The following is a 19,932-nucleotide window of genomic DNA, read 5'->3' on the forward strand; positions in this document are numbered from 1 at the left end:
TCATTAAGGAGCATTTTATTTATTTTAGGTATGATTACCTTACCACGCTACCATTCTCAAATTTAGTAGCGGGCTGTACAAAAGTTAATTTGCCTTCAGAATCTTCTGCCATTAAAATCATGCCTTGCGATACAATACCTTTAATTTCTCTAGGCGCTAAATTAACCAACAAACTCACTTGCTGACCAACGATATCTTCGGGTTTGTAAAATTCTGCAATGCCTGAAACTACAGTTCTTTCATCTAAACCAGTATTTACAGTTAGTTTCAACAATTTTTTAGTTTTTTCAACTTTCTCGGCAGCAGTAATAGTGGCTATACGGATATCCATTGCACCGAAATCATCAAATTGAATGTTTTCTTTTGCCGGCACTGCTTTAGCATTAGCTTGAATATTTTGTGCTTTACTATTGTTCAATTTATCAATTTGAGCTTGCACTTGTTCGTCTTCAATTTTAGCAAATAAAAGCGTTGGTTCATTAAGTTGATGTCCTCGTGCTAACAAGTTCAATGTGCCAGCATCTTCCCATTTATGACCACCATAATTTAGCATTTTCATTAATTTATCTGCTGTAAACGGTAAAAATGGTTCAATTAAGATTTCTAAATTGGCAGCAATTTGTAAAGCAATATGTAGGATTGTTCTAACCCTATCCTCATCGGTTTTAATTACTTTCCAGGGCTCTGTATCAGCCAAATATTTGTTGCCTAAACGAGCCACATTCATTACTTCGCCTAATGCTTCTCTAAACCTATAATTTTCTATTGAGGCACTAATCTTTGCCGGATAGCTTGCTAACTCATCAATCACTGTTTGATCTTGCTCAGTAATTTCCATTAGCATTGGCACTTTACCATCAAAATATTTGTGGGTAAGTACAGTTACACGATTAATAAAGTTACCAAAAACAGCTACCAGTTCGTTGTTATTTCTAGCCTGAAAATCTTTCCAAGTAAAGTCATTATCCTTAGTTTCTGGAGCTGTTGCCGTTAATACATAACGCAACACATCCTGCTGATCAGGAAACTCTAACAAATATTCGTTTAACCAAACAGCCCAGTTTTTAGAAGTAGATATTTTCTGACCTTCTAGGTTCAAAAACTCATTGGCTGGCACGTTATCAGCTAAAATATAATCGCCATGTGCCATCAGCATTGCTGGAAAAATAATACAGTGGAAAACGATATTGTCTTTACCAATAAAATGAACAAGCTTAGTGCTATCATCCTTCCAATATTCTTCAAAGCTACATTTGTCGTCTTCTGCCGGATCTATATAATATTCCTCAGCCTTTGGGTTCCAAACATCTAAAGTTGCATAGTTGCAAAGCTCTTTAGTAGCAGAAATATAGCCGATTGGCGCATCAAACCATACGTATAAAACTTTTCCATCAGCACCTTTTATTGGCACTTTCACTCCCCAATCTAAATCTCTTGTCATTGCCCTTGGCTGCAAACCCGCATTTAACCAACTTTGGCATTGGCCATAAACATTTGGTCGCCATTCTTTATGACTTTCGATGTAAGCACGCAACTTATCTTCGTATTGATCTAATGGTAAAAACCAGTTTTTAGTTTCCTTTCTAATTGGCGGCTCTCCAGAAAGGATAGATTTCGGATTGATCAAATCTGTGGCATTTAAAGTACTTCCGCAGCTTTCGCACTGATCACCGTAGGCATTTTCATTTCCACATTTAGGGCAGGTACCAGTTATATATCTATCTGCTAAAAAGGTTTGTGACTTTTCATCGTAATATTGCTCAGTAACTTCTTCAGTGAAAACACCATTATCATACAATTTTTTAAAAAAAGCAGAAGCTGTTTGGTGATGTGTTAATGATGAAGTGCGGTGATAGATATCGAAAGAAACACCAAATTCTTTAAATGAATCTCCAATAATTTTATGGTATTTATCTACTACTTCTTGGGGTGTTATGCCTTCTTTTTTCGCCTTTAAGGTAATTGGCACCCCATTTTCATCAGATCCGCAAATAAATTTTACGTCTCTTTTGTTTGAGCGTAGGTAACGAACGTAGGTATCTGCTGGCAAATATACACCTGCCAAATGACCAATATGCACCGGACCATTAGTGTAAGGCAAAGCTGCCGTTACGGTATATCTTTTTATTTTACTGTTATCCAAAACTATTTATTTATTTTGGCAAAGATAAGTGTTTTAAAAATGATTAAACAGCCAGCGTATTTAAAAAAAGGAGACAAAATTGCAATTGTTTGTCCGGCAAAAAAATTACCAAAAAGTATTGATGTTGGAATTAGCATTTTAAAGGATTGGGGATTAGAGGTTGTTATAGGCAAAACAGTGTCTGGCTCTTTTCATCAATTTGCTGGTACAGACCAAGAGCGAGCTGCAGATTTGCAACAATTTTTAGACGATAAAAGCATAAAAGCAATTATTGCAGGCAGAGGTGGTTATGGCACCATAAGGATTATTGATGCATTAGATTTTACCATATTTAATAAAAACCCGAAATGGTTAATTGGCTTTAGTGATATTACTATTCTATTATCGCATACCTTTGCTGCGCTACAAACGCAAAGTATTCATGGTCAAATGCCATATACCTTTGATGAAAGCACACCAGAAGCGTTAGAAAGCTTACGAAAAAGTCTATTTGGCGAACCTTCTGAATATAGTTACACGAGTGAAATCAAAAACAGAATAGGCAAAGCAGAAGGAATATTAATTGGTGGAAACTTAAGCTTATTGGTAGCTGTAGAAGGCTCTAAATCTGAAATGGATTATGCCGATAAAATTTTATTTTTAGAAGATGTTGGCGAGCATGAATATTCAATAGACAGAATGATGCGCTTGTTAGAAAGAGCAGGAAAATTGGCTAAATTAAAAGGTTTAATAATTGGTGCTTTTAATGAAATTAGTGAAGAAAAAATCCCCTTCGGCCAAACTCCAGAAGAAATTATTTGGGATTTGGTAAAAGAATATGAATACCCTGTTTGCTTTAACTTCCCGACAGGACATATTGATGATAACCGTGCTATGGTTTTGGGAAAAACCGTAAATTTAACAGTTGATACGAACAAAGTAGATTTTAAATATTTATAACAATGGCAATTTTCGACAGCTTAGGCAAATACCGAAATACTGGATTATTAATTTTAAGAGTGGGTTTAGGTGTAATGATGATGACTCACGGATTACCGAAAATAATGGGAGGGCCATCTGGCTGGGCAGATTTAGGCGGAAGTATGAAAGTAGTTGGCATAGACTTTTTACCAACTGTTTGGGGATTTCTTGCAGCAATTAGCGAGGGCTTAGGCGGCTTTTTACTAATTCTGGGTTTATTTTTTAGGCCAGTTAACATGATGCTAGTCTTTACCATGCTTATTGCAGTGCTAGTTCATTTTGCCAAAGGCGATGGCCTAAGTGGAGCAAGCCATGCCATTGAATTGGGTATTGTGTTTTTAGGTTTAATTTTTATTGGGCCAGGTAAATATAGTATTGATAAGAAGTAAGGATTTATATTAAAATGCCAACAACTCGCCTAAATCAAATTGATGCTGCTAATTTTCTGGATTCATAGTAACTTTAGAGGTATCATTATAGGTTATTCTCAACAACCTTAATATTTTAGCCAGAATATTTTAAATTTTTTTCGATATAACCTATTACTAAATTTTAATTTAATGCAAAAAAAAAGCGGCAGAAAATGTTTTCTCTGCCGCTTTTAATTAGAAGTTTTGCATTATCTCCAACCTGCATTAGAAACATTAATTCCATCTGCTTTAGCTACAGTACCATATGTATAAAATGGTAATGTTACACCAAATGTTTCGAGAAGTTTTGCCGGAAGTGGCAAATGTAACGGCGTACCTTTTTGTAATAAGTCTAATTTCCTCATTTCAAAAAACTGTAATCCACAACCAGTTGTATACATTTCAACGTGGCGTTCGTGACTTATTGCCTTAACTAAGTTTGTAGCAACTGCTGTAACAATTGGCATTTGGCCTCTTGTAACATAAGTACTAGAGTTGATAATGGCCGCAGCTCCAGATAAATCAGGAGAAGATGAATATACCCTTGCTTCTGCTTTTAGCATGTCGTTTTCTGCCTTCATCACTTCTGGCTTAGGACCGATACCTGCAACATACATCGCATCATATCTTTTATTACGAACGCTAGAGAAATGGTAATATCCCCTTGCTGCTTGAAACCAGTTTGAAGGCAAGTATTCAAAATCAGTATTCATTCTTTTATCTAATGGATTTACTGAAGGTGTTGGATAAGGAAATGATGCTCTATCATCCCAGTGAGCTGGTTTAGTTGGATCCATTTTATTTACTACATACATATCAGTTACCCCCCATCCACTATAAACTAAATAATCACCTGCTTCATCATACCAATTTGTGTAACCATCTTGTATTACTGTAAAATCCGATGTTATGCCTGCATCAGCATAAGTTTTAACTTTAGACCAATTTACAGCCGCCAATTCAGTCTTATTACGTGGCGTATAAGCTAATGATCTAGCAGCATAAGTATTACAAATTTTAGCAAAATCTGCACTTGAAATATCGGATGCCGTACCTAACCATGATTTTGGAATTGTAAAAGTACTTGCTGTAGATAAAGCTATAGCTTCATCAAGATATTTTAAAGCTGCCGCTGCAATCACACCATAAGCTTTTGCATCATTCAACGTAGCATTGTCTATTGTCGTTACTTCATCAACAATAAAAGCCTTATCAAAAACCATCGCTAAATTTGAATAGCCCAAGCCTTGTGCAAATCTGCAAAATGCTTTTGTTCTATTATTATTTACCCCCGCTGCTCCAATTTGAACACCACCATTCATCGCTTTAATGATGTTTGACGCGGTATTAATAGAAGCATAGTTTTTATCAAAATAATATTTTGTATTGGCATTATATGAATAACTTGGCGCATTATTCCAAGCATTATTTCTAGGTTCAAAAGACATATCTCTCATACCGAAATTACCCCAAGAGCAACTCACATTGTCTGATGCCGTTGCTAACATTGGCTCTACACCTCCAGCAGAGTGCATACCTGTATAAAGAGTATTAAATAATGCAGATGCAAGATTCTCCAAATCTTCTCCACTACTATATACTTTAGCAAAATCAGGATTATTTTCATTTTGTACTTCTAATAAATCGTCTTTGCAACTCTGTGTGAATACTAGTCCAACTATTAGTAATAATAATAATTTACATTTTTTCATAATAATATTTTTTATTAATCAATTAAAGATCAAGAGATAAAGAGAAAGCATAGTTTCTGAAATTTGGATATTTGGCAGTACCATCATAAGGCTGTCTTAACGAGCCAACTTCTGGATCATAACCTGAATATCCAGTTATGGTAAATAAATTTCTACCTACAACTTTAGCGGATATTCCTTTAATAGCGCCTTTAGCAAAAGCTAAGGCTTTTTTAGGAAAAGTATAACCAATGGCTAGTTCACGAAGTTTAATATAACTAGCATCTTCTACCCAATAACTATTTACATTATTTACATCATAAAAGTTTAAGAAATAATCATAGGTTTTCTTCTCACCAGCCGGCACATTACTCATATCCATTTCAGCATTTCTGAAATCTCTGGTAATCCATTGAGCTTTTGAATTATATACATCTCCACCTTTTTTAACATCTAGCAAAAAGTATAATGAAATGCCTTTATAATTGAAAGTATTTGCAATTCCCATATTAAAATCAGCATTTCCGTCGCCTATTTTTCCATACCAAATTGCTCCACTAGCATCTAAACGTTTGATAGCTTTTTCATTAAGTGTACCTTGTGTGCCTTTTGCAATTACAAAACCAGCACTATTTATCTCATAATCTGAGATTGTTTTACCAGCTGGTAACTGTTGGCTCATTTGATCTAAGCTTTTAACCCAATCATTACCATACATAGCGCCATATGTTTCGCCCTCTTTAACATAAAACATTTGAGCACCACCTCCATCAGTTGTACCAAACAAATAAGGAGGAATTGGAAGTTCGGTGATTTTTTGTCTAACTCTTGAAAATACAATGTTTGATGACCAAGTGAAGCTAGGTGTTTTTAGCCATTTTGCGCCTAAAGTTAATTCAATTGTGTTTGCTTTAACTGTACCTGCGTTTTGGTATTGATTAGTATAACCATCATTTAAAAATGCTATTAATGGCACATTAATAAATTGATCTGTAGTTTTTGAACTCGCATAAACTGCTTCAAAGCTAAATTTCTTTAAGAAATCAACATTTAAACCGAACTCTGTTTCAGCAGTTTTTGATGGTTTTAAGTTTATATTACCTTTTTGACTAGGAGATGTATTTCCTGAAGAAAGATTATACGTTTCATATTGCCATGCAAAACCTGGGCGAATACCTGCAGTACCATAAGCTGCTCTAACCTTTAACTCGTCAACTCCAGGAATTGTTACATCCTTGCTGATACGGTATGCACCAGAAATTCTGTAATATGGGTTCCATCTAGCTTCTGAACCAAATAATGATGAACCATCATAACGGAACATCCCGTCCAACAAATACCTATCCTTAAAATCCAATCCTAAAATCGCGAAATAGTTTTGAGCTCTTTCGGTTTCTTGACTTGAACCAGCGTTATTGATTGTAGAGAAATTATCAAATGTTGGAATATCTTTAATTTTAAATTGAGATGAGCTCACATCAAAATCTTCATATTTTCTATTCTCATATAAATATGATAATTTTCCTCTTACTGTTAAGTCTGAGAACTTATGTTCTAAACTTAAAGTAGCCTGTGTATTTTGGCTATTACTTTCAGAAGAGAACTTTCTTAATGAACCATTGGTATAAGACATACCGTATGTTGCTGGTGTGCCTCCAGTAGATGTCCATGTATCTTTAGGGCTATATTGTGTAAATCTATAGTTTTCAATCTCAATTGAATGAGAAATATCAAAAGTAGCCCATTTTGCAATTTTAGCATTGAAAGCATAGTTTCCAATCCACCTTCTTGTTTTATCATCTCTATCTTGTTTGTACAAATTGTATAATGGGTTATTATATGTACCAACAAAATGCAATGCTCTTGGATAATATGGTTGATTATCAATAGGATTACTTTGTAATAAATTAGCATCAGGTTCTGCTAACACGATATCAAAAAATACACCACCACCGCTTCCAGGATATTTGGTTGCAGTATTGATAAATAAATTACTAGAAGAAAACTTTAACCAAGGGGTTAATCTTTGATCAATATTAAATCTAAAATTTTGTCTTTTGTACCCATCAGTAAATTTAATAATCCCTTTTTGAGCATTGTTCTCAAACGAGGCATAAATTGAACTTTTTTCAGAATTTGTAGCTATAGAAACAAAATTTGAATAGTTTACTCCAGAACGGAAAAATAAATCTTGTTGATCATTAGTTACACCATAGGCATTATCTGCATAGTGATCTGCATCAATTACTCTATTACCAGTAATGTTTGGATTAAAACCAGCGCCAGAATATCCAGAAGGATATGTTACACCTTGATATTTAGTATATTGTCCTAAAAAACTACCTGCGTCTGCTGCCAGCGCATAGGGATGATGAGTTGCCAAATCTATTGTTCTTGCAATTTGCTGTACACCTACCTCATTTCTTACATTTACATTTACAGAATTTAAAGCAAGACCTTTACCTCTTTTGGTTGTAATTGCGATAACACCATTACCAGCTCTAGAGCCATATAATGCTGAAGCTGCAGCTCCTTTTACAACTTCCATAGACTCAACATCATCAGCATTAATGTCAGATATGCCACCTGTTAAGATAACACCATCAATTAGTACCAATGGGCCAGAACCAACATTGTTTAAGTTGTTATCCGACCTTAGCTGAATATCAATTGAAGACCCGGGAGCGCCACTTGTAGAACTAGATTTAACACCCGAAACTTTACCACTTAACGCCGATGACATTGATAATGCTGGAGTAGCATTAATTTGCTCTGCACTAATTTTAGTTACAGAAACAGTCATTTTTGCCTTTTCTGTTGCACCAGCAACACCGGTAATAATTACTTCGCCTAAAACTTTTTGATCTGGAGAAAGTGAAACATTCTGTACATTGCCAGAAATTGCAATTTGTTTTGTAGTAAAACCAATGTAAGATATTGTTAAATTTCTTGCTGATGCAGAAACCTTTAATGAATATTTTCCATCAGCTCCTGTTGTAGTTCCTACGCCAGAAAGTTCTTTAGCTCTTACTGATGCGCCTGGGATTGGCAGCCCATCATCACTTGACGTTACCATACCAGTTATAGTACGATCTTGAGCAAAACTACTAATAGCAGTTGTTACAAAGAAAAATAAAAATAGTATAAATTTTTTCATAAAATAATTTAAATGTTTAAAAAAAATTGATCACAAATCATAAAAAATTAGTTGCCACTATTTGAGTTAGTAGTTAAGTAAAAGCCGTTTGATTTGTTGTTAGATTTTAAATTTTAAAATCTAGAAAAGGATGAGTAAAAACGTTTGTTTTTACTCTAAGTAGGTGCATAAATTTTTTATCATTTGGACAGTTTTAGTTTAGTTATTAGCACCAAACATAATAACTAATGACATGTAACACAAACTTTATAAAGCATTGAAATACAGATTGATTACGAAAAATTAAAAAAACTGGTGTAAATTTTCTTATGAATTAAAAACTTAAATTTTAAAGAAATTTTATTGTCACAAAAAAGTCATAAACAATTACTGATTTTTGTAAAAATAAATCCTTAAGAAATTTTCATTGCTGTTTGATTAAAAAAATAACTCAAGAAATATTTTAATAACCTATAGTTAAAAATTAGGATTTTTAGTATAATTTTTTTAAAACTGAAAACCTTTGGTGATATGAAATATTTTAAAAATGGAGCAATTTGCAGATTAAGATTGCAAATAAACTTTCTAATCTTTAACGATTAATAGTTGGCGTATTTACCTGAGTTTAAATAGAAAGAATCGCCTATGAACAAACGCCAGAAGATATAAATTTTTTGCTCTTTAAAGAATATGATTTTCCATTCTGTTTCTATTCCCAAAATGGGCATTGCTTATACCTAAGCCGTGGATTTTGGAAAAAGTTATCTTCACAAAAAAATAAATAGATTTTAATTATTTATAATAATGGCAATTTTAGAAACTTTAGGCAGATACTGAAACATCTTATTGTTAATTTTAATGGTTGGCCGATTAACAATGATAATTCACATATTATACCAAATATGAAAGGCAAAAGATCTTTGTTGGATTATGCAACAACATGAAAATAATAGGCATAAGCTTTTGCGAACATTCTGAGATTGTAGACGCCCTTTAGAGGGTAGTGATTTAAAGATTGCCTGTAAAATATTTTCCCTACAGTTTCAATGTTCATTTAATACATTTTGTCATATGCGATGCCTGGAGCAATCCATGTTATTGAATTGGAAATTGTTTTAGGTTTGATTTTTATTGACCTTGGTAAATGTAGTGAAGATTGGAAATAGTAAATTATAATATTGAATTATAGAAATTTATAAGCTTAATTAAATGATTTTCATTCTTAAAATCAACATTGTTTTCCTTTAAATAATTGTTAACTTTTACATTTTTTGCGAAGTTAGCATCTATAAATTTTTTGTCCCTTTTTAACTCAGTTATAGTACTATTATCAAAAATAAAATATTTAACATTGTCTACATATTTTCCTTTAGTAATGGCAGAATTATATTCTCGATTTTCAATTATTCTTTTTGTAACCTTTTTTAACATGGAAATCTTTCCTTCTGCTAAAATTTGGTAGAATGAACTACCATCTAAATTGGCAATTTTAGGGAAGCCACTTTTAAAAACTTGAGGTATTGGTTCAGAAAATATAGAAAATTCTTTAATAGGGAGGACGAATTTCATTGTCATATTGTCTTCACCTAAAAAATATAATTGATTTTCAGCTATGCTAAACTTCACTTTGATATTTTTATATACTTCACCTTTTTGGGTTTTAACAATTGCGTCAGCCCAAGAGTTATTTAAAAATGGAGTGCCTGTAAAATCATCTTTACCTACAATATCACTCGGAACACTAACTCCACTGGTTAAATATAATTGATTTAATGTTCTGTCTTGTGATAAACCAAATAATGGGAGACTTAAAGAAATCAATATTAAAAATATGTTTTTCATAATTGTGTGTTTAAGTAGGTTGAATTTAGATCTCACATTATATGTAAAAAAGTCCGTTGAAATTCAACGGACTTTTTTTAAACTAAACTTAATTATCTTCTTAAAGTAACAAAAAACTTGCTAAAGTTAGGATTTGGCTTAACCTCACCATCACTTAATAAATCAATTTGTACTGTTCTTTGATCGCCAACAGTTGTTAAGCTGTTAGGAACCATATTAATTTTAATAAACGCTTGTGATGTATTTGGAGCGAAAGTAACTTTTCTAACTCCAGCCGGATTAAAATTATAATGAGTGCCTTCTACTGCTGTACTTGTTGCTCTAACTCTAAAGTTTACATCTATAGCGCCAGCGCTTTGAGGCCCAACCAACTGAACTAAAACACTATCCGTGCCTCTAGTATTTAATAAAACTGTTCTAGTAGAATCGGTCTGTGTTCCGGCAGTTGTTGAAACTCCTTTAGCAGAAAGGACGGAAGCCAATTGACCCAATGTAAAGTTTTTCACTTCTACTACAACTGGGCCATCGTAAATAAGTGCAGTTTCCGATTTTTCTGGGAAACACCCAACAAAAGTTGTTCCTAGAACTAATAATGCGATTGGGTATATGATATATTTCTTTAACATAATATTAATAGTTTGGATTTTGTGGTAATGCTGGATTTAGAGAAATTTCACCAGTAGGAATTGGGGCTAATATTCTGTAATCAGTAGAAAGAACTGCCGCAGCAGAAGGGGCTTGAGCTGGTTTAGTAATAGTCCTGCCTAAACGTTTAAGATCAAACCATCTATGGCCTTCAAAAAACAATTCTCTTCTTCTTTCATTCTGAATATAATCTATAATCGCAATTGTTGCTGGCACACCAATCACACTAGCATTACGAGCAGCACGTAATTGCACTACTAATGCGGCAGCCTCTGGATACAAAGCTTGGTTTGCTAACGCTTCTGCTTTCATTAACAAAACATCTGCATATCTCATCACTTTTACATTATCTGTATAAGCACCGTTTGCACTAGGATATTTATTTGCCCAGTTATAAACAGTTGATGTAGTTCCAGTATTTGAACTAAAAATTAATGGTCTTCTGTCATCAGTAGTTTCGAATAATGCAATTAACTCATTTGGAACTGTCTGACCACCAAAAGTTGCTAAATTACTTGCATTTCTTGTGGTTGGTTGCGTGTAAGTAAATAACCCATCATTACTTCCAGTTACACCAACAACTTCAACAGATTGTACATAGTTTAATTCGAATAAAGATTCAGGGTGCGGAACTTTCTTAAAGTCAGCTGCAGCGTTGCCTGCAGGAGAAAGAACAGCAGAAGCAATAGTTGTATTTAGAGCTCTATCAAATTCTTGAACTGCAAGCCCATCTTTACCTCCCCAATACAAATAAACTTTGCCTAATAATGCATGGGCAAAACTTTCTGTTACCCTATAGGGATTTGTGGATTTTACAGCGAAAGCGGGATCTACCGTAGGCCCGCTTTTAAATGCAGCAATTGCGTCAGTTAAATCCTTTTCAATTACAGCATAAGTTTCTAGAATTGTAGCTCTAGGCTTTGATGTAGCTTCTGATGCTAGTTTTGTTGGCACCAGTCTTATAACAGCACTTTTATTAAAATTTGCATTTGTTCCAGTAGTAGGCACTCTGTTTGGCTCATAGCCGTATACTCTAGCAATATCAAAATATATCAAAGCTCTTAAAGCCAATGCCTCAGCTTTAACCCTAGCACGTAAACCTGCTTTACTTGCTGGCATGTTCGGGATATTGTCAATTCCTGCTATAATATTATTTAATTCATTAATTGCACTGTATGCATTGCCCCATATTCCATAATGCGAATTTCTAGTATTCAAATTTTGGTTTGCATACCTGTTTCCAGCTTGTGCGGCAATTGTCCAAATATTATCGGATAAAGCATCGCCCATTAATGCCATATCTCTACCATAATAACCATAGGCTTGTAATCTGTCATAAACAGATATCAATACAGATTGGTATCCATCTACATCACCTAAAGCAACTTCTGGGGTAACTGAGTTTTGTGGGTCAATCTCCACAATTTTTTCGCAGCTAGTTGCAGTAACCACTAATGCTGCAACTAAACATATATATAACTTGTTTTTCATTTCTAATATTTTAAAATTGAATGCTTAAACCGCCAGAGATTATTCTTGGATTAGGATAAAAATTTAAGTTATTACCAGTGTTTTCAGGATCATCTCCTCTATAATTGGTAAATGTTAAAAGATTTTGTCCTTGTATTGATACCGTAACGTTTGGTATTTTAACTCTTTGAGAAATGCTTTCTGGTATTCTGTAGCTTAAATTAGCTTGTTTTAAGCGTATGTAAGATGCTTTTTCAATAAATCTACTTGAGAGTGTTTGTTGTGAAAGACTTCCAGGCTCAATAAGCGTATTATATGCTCTTGGCACAGCTGTTAATTGACCAGGAGTTGTCCATCTGTCTAATTGTGAAGTTACTTGGTTGTTAGCAATACTTCCTGAGAGCTCAATATATTGTGCGCTTTGTAGGTAAGCAGATTTTCCATACTCATATTGAAATAAGAAATCTAAGCTTAGCCCTTTGTAAGTAATTGTATTTGTTAATCCACCAAAGAAATCAGGATTTTGATCACCAATATAATATCGATCAGTATTTGTTGGACTGTAAGTAATGTTCATATTTTTATCATAATACATTACTCTACCATCTGAAGGATTAACACCAGCATATTTATAGGTGAAAATCTGTGAAAGTGGCATACCAACAGTATAGAAGAAATCACTAATATTGGTTAGGCCGTTATTTAACTGGATTAATTCGTTTCTGTTAAAGGCGATATTAAAATTTGTAGTCCATTTTAAATCTCTACTATTAACGTTAACTGTATTCAAATCAATGTCAACACCTTCAGTTTTAGCTTTACCAGCGTTTTCATTAATTGAGCCAAATCCAGAATCACCAGGAAGTGTTCTTCCTAATATCAAATCAGAATTTGTTTTACGGTAGATATCAAAAGCTAAAGTAACTCTGTTTTGTAAAAACCCTAAATCTAAACCTATGTTAACTTGTTTTGATACTTCCCAAGTTAAGCTTGGATTAGGTAATTGCGACGGTCTTAATCCACCAGATAAACCTGGGTTACCATACTGTCCGCCATTGCCATAAAGTGCTAAAACACCAAAATTATCAGTTGGTTGCACACCAGTTTCCCCATAACTAGCCCTAAGTTTTAAATCACTAACAAATTTAAGGCTTTTCATGAAATCTTCATCAATAACTCTCCAGCCTGCCGATACGCCATAAAATAAACCAAATTTATTATCTGCACCAAATCTAGATGAACCATCATATCTTAAATTGGTGGAGAATAAGTATTTACCTTTATAATCGTATTTTACATTAGCCAATAAACCTGCAGTTCTGTAGCCAGTGAATGAAGATGCTGAACCAGTAGGTGTTGATGCATTACTTACCAATGAAAGTAAAGGACTTGCAAAACCTTGAGCTGATGCAGATAATACTGTTCCAGTAACCTCTCTAAACTCAAAACCTCCTAATACGCTAAAATTATGGTCTTCAATTGTTTTTCCATAGCTAAGCGTACCGGTTGTTGTATAGTTTATATTACGTCTGAAAGCCTCGTTACCCGTTCCAACCGCCCCTGCTGCAGCTGATAATGTTGCTGGTCTGTAGTTCAAGTCACTTACATCTGAGAAATCAATACCACCAAATACTTTAGCTGTTAAGCCTGGTATAATTTTATAGGTTAGTGATAAGTTACTTACTGTTTGGAAAGTACCAGCCTTTCTTATTTCTTGCGTTAAGTTTTGTACTGAATTTTGATTGTTGGCACCAACAAAAACTCTATTAAAAGTGCCATCTTCGTTATAAACTTTATTGATTGGAGCAGTTAACAATACTCCTGTAAAAGGGGTATTTGTAAAGAAACCAGCACTTGTTGATGGGCCAGTTGCTTTATTACCTGCTAAACTTAATGAAGCAGCTATCGAGAATTTTTCAGATATCGCATGATCTATATTAGCTCTTAATGTACCTCTTTTAAAGTTAGATGATAAAATAGTTCCATCATTGTTGTTGTATGAACCAGAAACAAAAAATTTAGTTTTAGCATCACCACCAGAAACAGATAAATCATATTGGCTATTTTTACCTGTTTGAGAAACAGCATCAATCCAATTGTAATTATCAATTACTGCTGGTACGCCTGATGGGAAAGTTGCCGCAGCAGCAGCAGCAGCTCCAGCTGCGGCAGAACTACCTTGTCTTCGCGCAGTATTCTGATAAGCCTCTACACGTAAAGCATACCAAGTGGCTGCATCCATCAATTCATATGGATTGTACTGTTTAGCAACGCCAAATTGTGCAGATGCTCTGATTACCGACTTGCCAGCTTTACCTTTTTTTGTTGTAATTAAAACTACACCATTACCAGCTAATGAACCATAAATTGCAGCTGACGCAGCATCTTTAAGTATCTCAATAGACTCAATGTCATTAGGATTAATTGATGCTAATGAGTTTACAGATGTTTGTCCAGATACGCCTCCTGAATTCATTTGAACACCATCTACAATATATAATGGTTGTGTAGAGCCATTAATTGTTGCCACACCTCTAATATTTACAGAAATTCCTCCTCCTGGTTGTCCACTTGTTGAATTTACTTGAACCCCTGCTGCTCTACCTTGCAAAGCCTTGTCAAATGATTGAATAGGTTGATCTTGGAATGCAGAACCTTTAATTTGTGCAATTGCACCAGTTACTTCTTTTTTCTTTTGAACACCGTAACCAGTAACAATAACTTCAGCTAAAGATTTTGGATCTGCCACCAAACTTACATTTATTACTAACCCATTAATATTTATTGTTTTTTGGATAAATCCCAATGAGCTGAACTCTATTTGGGAAGCGTTTTCAGGAACAACTAAGGAATACTGGCCATTACTTGACGTAGAAACACCCAATGTAGACCCTTTCACTTTTACACTCACACCTGGCAATGGAAGTCCGTCATCTTTTGAGGTAACCGTACCAGTAATTGTTCTATTTTGCGCCATAGCCGAGGAGGCTACGAAGATCAAAACGAACAAACTTTGTAGAAGTTTTTTCATAAATTTTTAAGTTTTAAGTTAGTTATTGTTTAATTAAAGATTTCAAACTTAATAACTAATGAAATGGCTCACAAATTTCATAACACACTGAAATACAAATGCATTTGAAAATTTTCTTGAAACTTTATAGAATTTAATTTGTTGTTAAAGAATTAAATTATGAAGCAAAATTTAATGTCATTAAAACGTCATAAACACACTGAAATCTACCTTAATTTAAATTATAACGAAATTTTTATAATCAATGATTAAAGAAATAATCATTAATGAATTTTGATAACTTAAAATTAAATTTTTGTTCTTTTCTTCCTAATAATTTTAATCTTTTAAAAATTTTTAAGGTAGAGTATGACTGGTAGAGCGATAAGAGATTTATCCTTGCTCAAAATTTTGGTAATCTATACGTTATTTGTCTGCTTATTAGATCAAATGAAAAAGCACATCTTCTCTATCTGGTAAGCCTAAGCATTTGAGGAAATGATTGAGGATAGTAGAGCAATTAGTTCTTAAAACCCCTAAATTTAACTTTATCTAACACAGAGTGTCTTGTTTATTTACATCAATTGCCATATTCTATGGCGCAGAAGAATACCAAGAGCTCATCAAAAGCTCCTATTTAATTAGGTTATTAAACAAAATAATCGCTTCGGATATTACGCTGTAAAAAACTTTATTTTCTATGAAGATAGCTAACTAATAATTTTTAAATTCCCTATTATCTAACCAAAAACAGCGCATTGGCAAACATTTGTTTACCGTTTTCCCAAAACGAACGAAACAAAACATCGGTACCAAGATAAATAATTGTTCCTCTTCCTGCTTGTTGTACTCCGTATAGCAAACCTGAGTTCAGCTTTTTCTTCACATTATCACCAGCAACACCAGACATGTAACTGTTGGCAGTTAAAGAACCAACATTCCATCCGTTCTCTAATGGCTCGTATAATTTTTCATCTGTTTTTAAAGTATAATAAAATTTACCTAAACCCGCAGCTAAAGGATGAGTTTGATCTAATGATACTTTGTAAATAGCTCCGGGAATAGAGTTTTGTAAATCGTCTTTATCTTTCTCAGAATATTTACGTTCATTCAATTCTTTCTCTTCCACCTTAGGAAATACTTTTCTCTTAATATCAAATGGTTTTTTACCTATCATGGCACCAATTGCATCTTCAATTAAAATCAATTTTCCTCCTAAATTAACCCAACTAGTAAGTTGCTCAGCTACTTTATCTGTATATGATCCATCGGGTAAAATCAAGGTATTTATCTTATTGATATCTAAGTAAGCTAAACTTTGAGTAGTTAGCATATTTACTGGATAATTAAGCTCCTGCTCAAAAAAATACCATATTTCGCCTACACTTTGGGATGAAGTTTCTTGCCCTGTAACCATCCCAATTTTAGGCATAGTCAACATCATGTAAACAGAAGAACCAAAATCTTTTCCCTTATCTACAAAGCCACTAGCAATTGGATAAAAGGTTGTACTAAAATCTGCTGCTACCTTAGTTAACAATTGATTAATATTTTTAACTACACGCTCGTTTTCGGCTCTATAAACGAGTAAAGATCCAGCAGGAAAAGCTTTTGATCCAACTGTAAAACCTTCTTCAGCAATGCGAACTTTAACTTTTTCATTTTGTAATGCAATTAATGTTTTAGCATCTGTAACAGAACTCCATGGTAAAACCCAAGCATAAGGTTTATCAATTAAGAGAACATTAGTTTTCAAATCTTCAATATTATTAAAGCTACCTGTAATTGATTCTTTAAGGGCATAGGCATTTAAACCATAGGCATATGGTAAAGCCCAAGCTGTTATGTCATAAGTATTAGAATCAGTAACTACAGTTTGCGGTTCAAATAATACACTTGCCAAAACTGCTTTTGGCTGCTGTAAGTTTAGCACTAAATCATTTCGCTCCAATTTAAAACTTTCTGTTTTTTGGGTTTCAAAGTTATAGCCAATTAATGTTTTATCTGCTCCAAAACTAAAAGCAATATTATTTTTCTTTAAAAGCTCTGCTAGTTTGCGCAAACGAGAAATATTTTGAGCTTTTACTACATATGTTTTATAATTGCCTGGAGGATTAGCCACACTTTGCTCGAAGTATTTTTTAAACTCGCTCACCAATTTATCTGAGTGAGTTGCAACCGTTTCCAAAGTAGCCATTGAAGTGGTAAAATGATGCTCAATTCTATCTTTTAAAGTTAGCGTATCGCCATCATTTGTAATTACAGCCAAGCCTGCACGGATACCACCTTGTTCATAAGTCATCCCAATTGCCCCATTGTAAAGCGGATAGGTATCACCATAAGATGGATACAATAAATCGAAGCGCTCTTTAGTAAAATATTGCCATCCATTCTGATCAAAATATTTTGCATTATTTTTACCTACTGTTACTTGAAATTCTCTTTGCCAAGTCGTAATATCTTGATGAACAGGTTCTGCTGCAGGCGCAAAATAATAAGGCTCATTGTAACTTTGCTCATGAAAATCTACATGCACCTGTGGCATCCATTTATGGTAGGCAATAATTCTTTGCTGAGTCTCTATTTGAGTTTGCCATGCCCAATCTCTATTTAAATCGTAATAATAGTGATTTGGTCTACCGCCTGGCCAAGGTTCAGTATGTTCTCTAGCACTAGGATCTGGATTTGGAATTTTTCCGCTTACCTGATTGTAATTCACAACATACCTATCTCTTCCATCGGGGTTTAAACAGGGGTCTACAATTACAATTGTATTTTTTAACCATGCTTTTGTATTGCTATCTTCGGCTTTTGCCAAAGTATATAAAACCTTCATTGAGGTTTCTGTAGAGTTTGCTTCGTTTCCGTGTACATTATAACTTAACCATAGAATAGCAGGTTGATTAGCCAATTTCGAAGCATTTTTATCGGCATTTGCCAAAGCAAGATTATTATTTCTTATTTGCTCTAATCTATTCATGTTAGCTTCATCAGAAATTACCGCTAACAAAAGCTCTCTTCCCTCGTAGGTTTTTCCATAAGTTTGTAACTGGATGTTTTTTGCACTAGCAGTAACCTTCTTAAAATATTCTACAACTTTATAATGTGGAGTAAACTTACTGCCTAAAGGATATCCTAAAAATTCATCAGGCGATGGAATTTGTGCTAAAACAGTTGTTGCTAAAAAACCTGCAAAGATTAAGGAAAGTATGTATTTCTTCATTTTACTAGAATATTTTTCAATGATACTAAAAAGGATTTTGTATTTATCTTTGCATTTGTAATTTTACGATTCAATTTATCCGCTTTGCGCAAATGGCAAATACCGAACAACTTTACGAAATCTACAAGAAACATCCTATAATTTGTACCGATACAAGGTCAATTACTACTGATTGTTTGTTTTTCGCCCTAAAAGGAGAAAATTTTGATGCCAACACTTTTGCAGAGCAAGCATTGATAGATGGAGCGGCTTTTGCCATTATAGATAATCCAAAGTTTGCAAAAAGCGATCGCTATCTATTGGTTGATGATGTTTTAATCGCATTGCAAAATTTAGCAAAACATCACAGAAAGCAAATAAATATCCCAGTAATTGGCCTAACGGGAAGTAATGGAAAAACCACTACTAAAGAATTGATTAGAGCTGTGCTTGCAGAGCAATTTAATACTTTTGCTACCAAAGGAAATTTAAATAACCATATTGGTGTGCCATTGTCTATTCTTTCTATGCAGGGCGATGTAGAAATTGCGGTTATAGAAATGGGGGCTAATCACCAAAAAGAAATTGAGCTTTTGTGCGAAATTGCACAGCCTACGCATGGTTTAATTACCAATGTGGGTATGGCGCATTTAGATGGATTTGGTGGTTTCGAAGGCGTAAAAAAAGGTAAGGCAGAATTGTATGCTTATCTTAAAGCGCATAGTGGCTGTGCTTTTATCAACAGAAACAACCCTTATTTGTTAGAAATGAGCAGCAAAGCTGATTTAAACAAAGTAATTTATTATGGTTCGGAAAAAGAAAATGCAATAAGTGGCCAGCTTAAACACAGCGATCCGTTTATAGAATTTGAGTGGGCAAATCATGCTGCTACTTACGATGCTAAAGCCAATTTAACTGGAACATATAATTTCGAAAATATTTTAGCAGCGATTTGTATTGGCGATTTCTTTGAAATTAGTGCAGAAAAGATAAATGCAGGATTAGCCAATTATTACCCAACCAACAACAGGTCTCAGCTAACCAAAACCGAAAGCAATACTGTAATTTGCGATTTTTACAATGCTAATCCTAGTAGCATGACGGCTGCTTTAAATAACCTAAAGGCTTTAAATGGAGCACATAAAACTGCCATTATTGGCGATATGTTTGAGCTAGGGCCGGAAGCTGCTGAGCAACATTTGTTAGTAGCTAAATTAGCTTCAGAAAATCAGATTGATACTGTAATTTTCATCGGAAAAAACTTTTACCAATTAAAGGGGCAAATAGGAGCTGAGTTTTTCGAAAATCCAAGTGAGGCAAAAGAATATTTACTTACACATCCTATTAAAAATAGTTTAGTATTGTTAAAAGGGAGTAGAGGCATGGCCTTAGAACAGTTGTTACCAATTCTGTAAATAGAAAT

General features: G+C 34.0%; 11 protein-coding genes. 3 read left to right on the top strand and 8 right to left on the bottom strand.

Annotated features, from left to right (window positions below):
* Window positions 1–34: 34 nt before the first annotated feature.
* On the bottom strand, window positions 35–2,143 hold the full coding sequence (gene metG, locus AC07XU_RS04600; RefSeq protein WP_494942443.1) for a methionine--tRNA ligase: 2,109 nt from the start codon (window positions 2,141–2,143) through the stop codon (window positions 35–37).
* Between the two features lie 39 nt (window positions 2,144–2,182).
* On the opposite strand from metG, the gene AC07XU_RS04605 reads away from it, so the two are divergent.
* Both AC07XU_RS04605 and AC07XU_RS04610 read left to right on the top strand, forming a co-directional pair.
* Window positions 2,183–3,082, top strand: a complete 900-nt coding sequence (locus tag AC07XU_RS04605) for a S66 peptidase family protein (protein ID WP_494942992.1) — start codon at window positions 2,183–2,185, stop codon at window positions 3,080–3,082.
* 2 nt (window positions 3,083–3,084) lie between these two features.
* On the top strand, window positions 3,085–3,492 hold the full coding sequence (locus AC07XU_RS04610; protein ID WP_494942444.1) for a DoxX family protein: 408 nt from the start codon (window positions 3,085–3,087) through the stop codon (window positions 3,490–3,492).
* 230 nt (window positions 3,493–3,722) lie between these two features.
* Here the strand turns inward: AC07XU_RS04610 and AC07XU_RS04615 are convergent, their stop codons facing one another.
* From AC07XU_RS04615 to AC07XU_RS04645, 7 genes are all read right to left on the bottom strand, one after another.
* Window positions 3,723–5,225, bottom strand: a complete 1,503-nt coding sequence (locus AC07XU_RS04615; RefSeq protein ID WP_494942445.1) for a hypothetical protein — start codon at window positions 5,223–5,225, stop codon at window positions 3,723–3,725.
* 22 nt (window positions 5,226–5,247) lie between these two features.
* Window positions 5,248–8,361: a SusC/RagA family TonB-linked outer membrane protein gene (locus AC07XU_RS04620; protein ID WP_494942446.1), complete on the bottom strand. Its 3,114-nt coding sequence runs from the start codon at window positions 8,359–8,361 to the stop codon at window positions 5,248–5,250.
* Window positions 8,362–9,510: 1,149 nt separating this feature from the next.
* Window positions 9,511–10,182 (bottom strand): hypothetical protein, encoded by a 672-nt coding sequence (locus AC07XU_RS04625; RefSeq protein WP_494942447.1) that lies wholly within the window; start codon window positions 10,180–10,182, stop codon window positions 9,511–9,513.
* A gap of 92 nt (window positions 10,183–10,274) precedes the next feature.
* Window positions 10,275–10,808, bottom strand: a complete 534-nt coding sequence (locus AC07XU_RS04630) for a hypothetical protein (protein WP_494942448.1) — start codon at window positions 10,806–10,808, stop codon at window positions 10,275–10,277.
* 4 nt (window positions 10,809–10,812) lie between these two features.
* Entirely contained in the window at window positions 10,813–12,318 is a 1,506-nt protein-coding gene (locus tag AC07XU_RS04635; protein WP_494942449.1) for a RagB/SusD family nutrient uptake outer membrane protein, read from the bottom strand.
* Between the two features lie 10 nt (window positions 12,319–12,328).
* Window positions 12,329–15,328, bottom strand: a complete 3,000-nt coding sequence (locus AC07XU_RS04640) for a SusC/RagA family TonB-linked outer membrane protein (RefSeq protein ID WP_494942450.1) — start codon at window positions 15,326–15,328, stop codon at window positions 12,329–12,331.
* A 715-nt stretch (window positions 15,329–16,043) separates the two neighbouring features.
* A complete protein-coding gene (locus tag AC07XU_RS04645) occupies window positions 16,044–18,530 on the bottom strand; it encodes a M14 family metallopeptidase (protein ID WP_494942451.1) in 2,487 nt (828 codons plus the stop codon).
* A 92-nt stretch (window positions 18,531–18,622) separates the two neighbouring features.
* On the opposite strand from AC07XU_RS04645, the gene AC07XU_RS04650 reads away from it, so the two are divergent.
* On the top strand, window positions 18,623–19,924 hold the full coding sequence (locus AC07XU_RS04650; protein ID WP_494942452.1) for a UDP-N-acetylmuramoyl-tripeptide--D-alanyl-D-alanine ligase: 1,302 nt from the start codon (window positions 18,623–18,625) through the stop codon (window positions 19,922–19,924).
* The last annotated feature ends 8 nt before the right edge of the window (window positions 19,925–19,932 follow it).

The organism is Pedobacter sp. GW456-11-11-14-TSB4, from assembly GCF_059424425.1.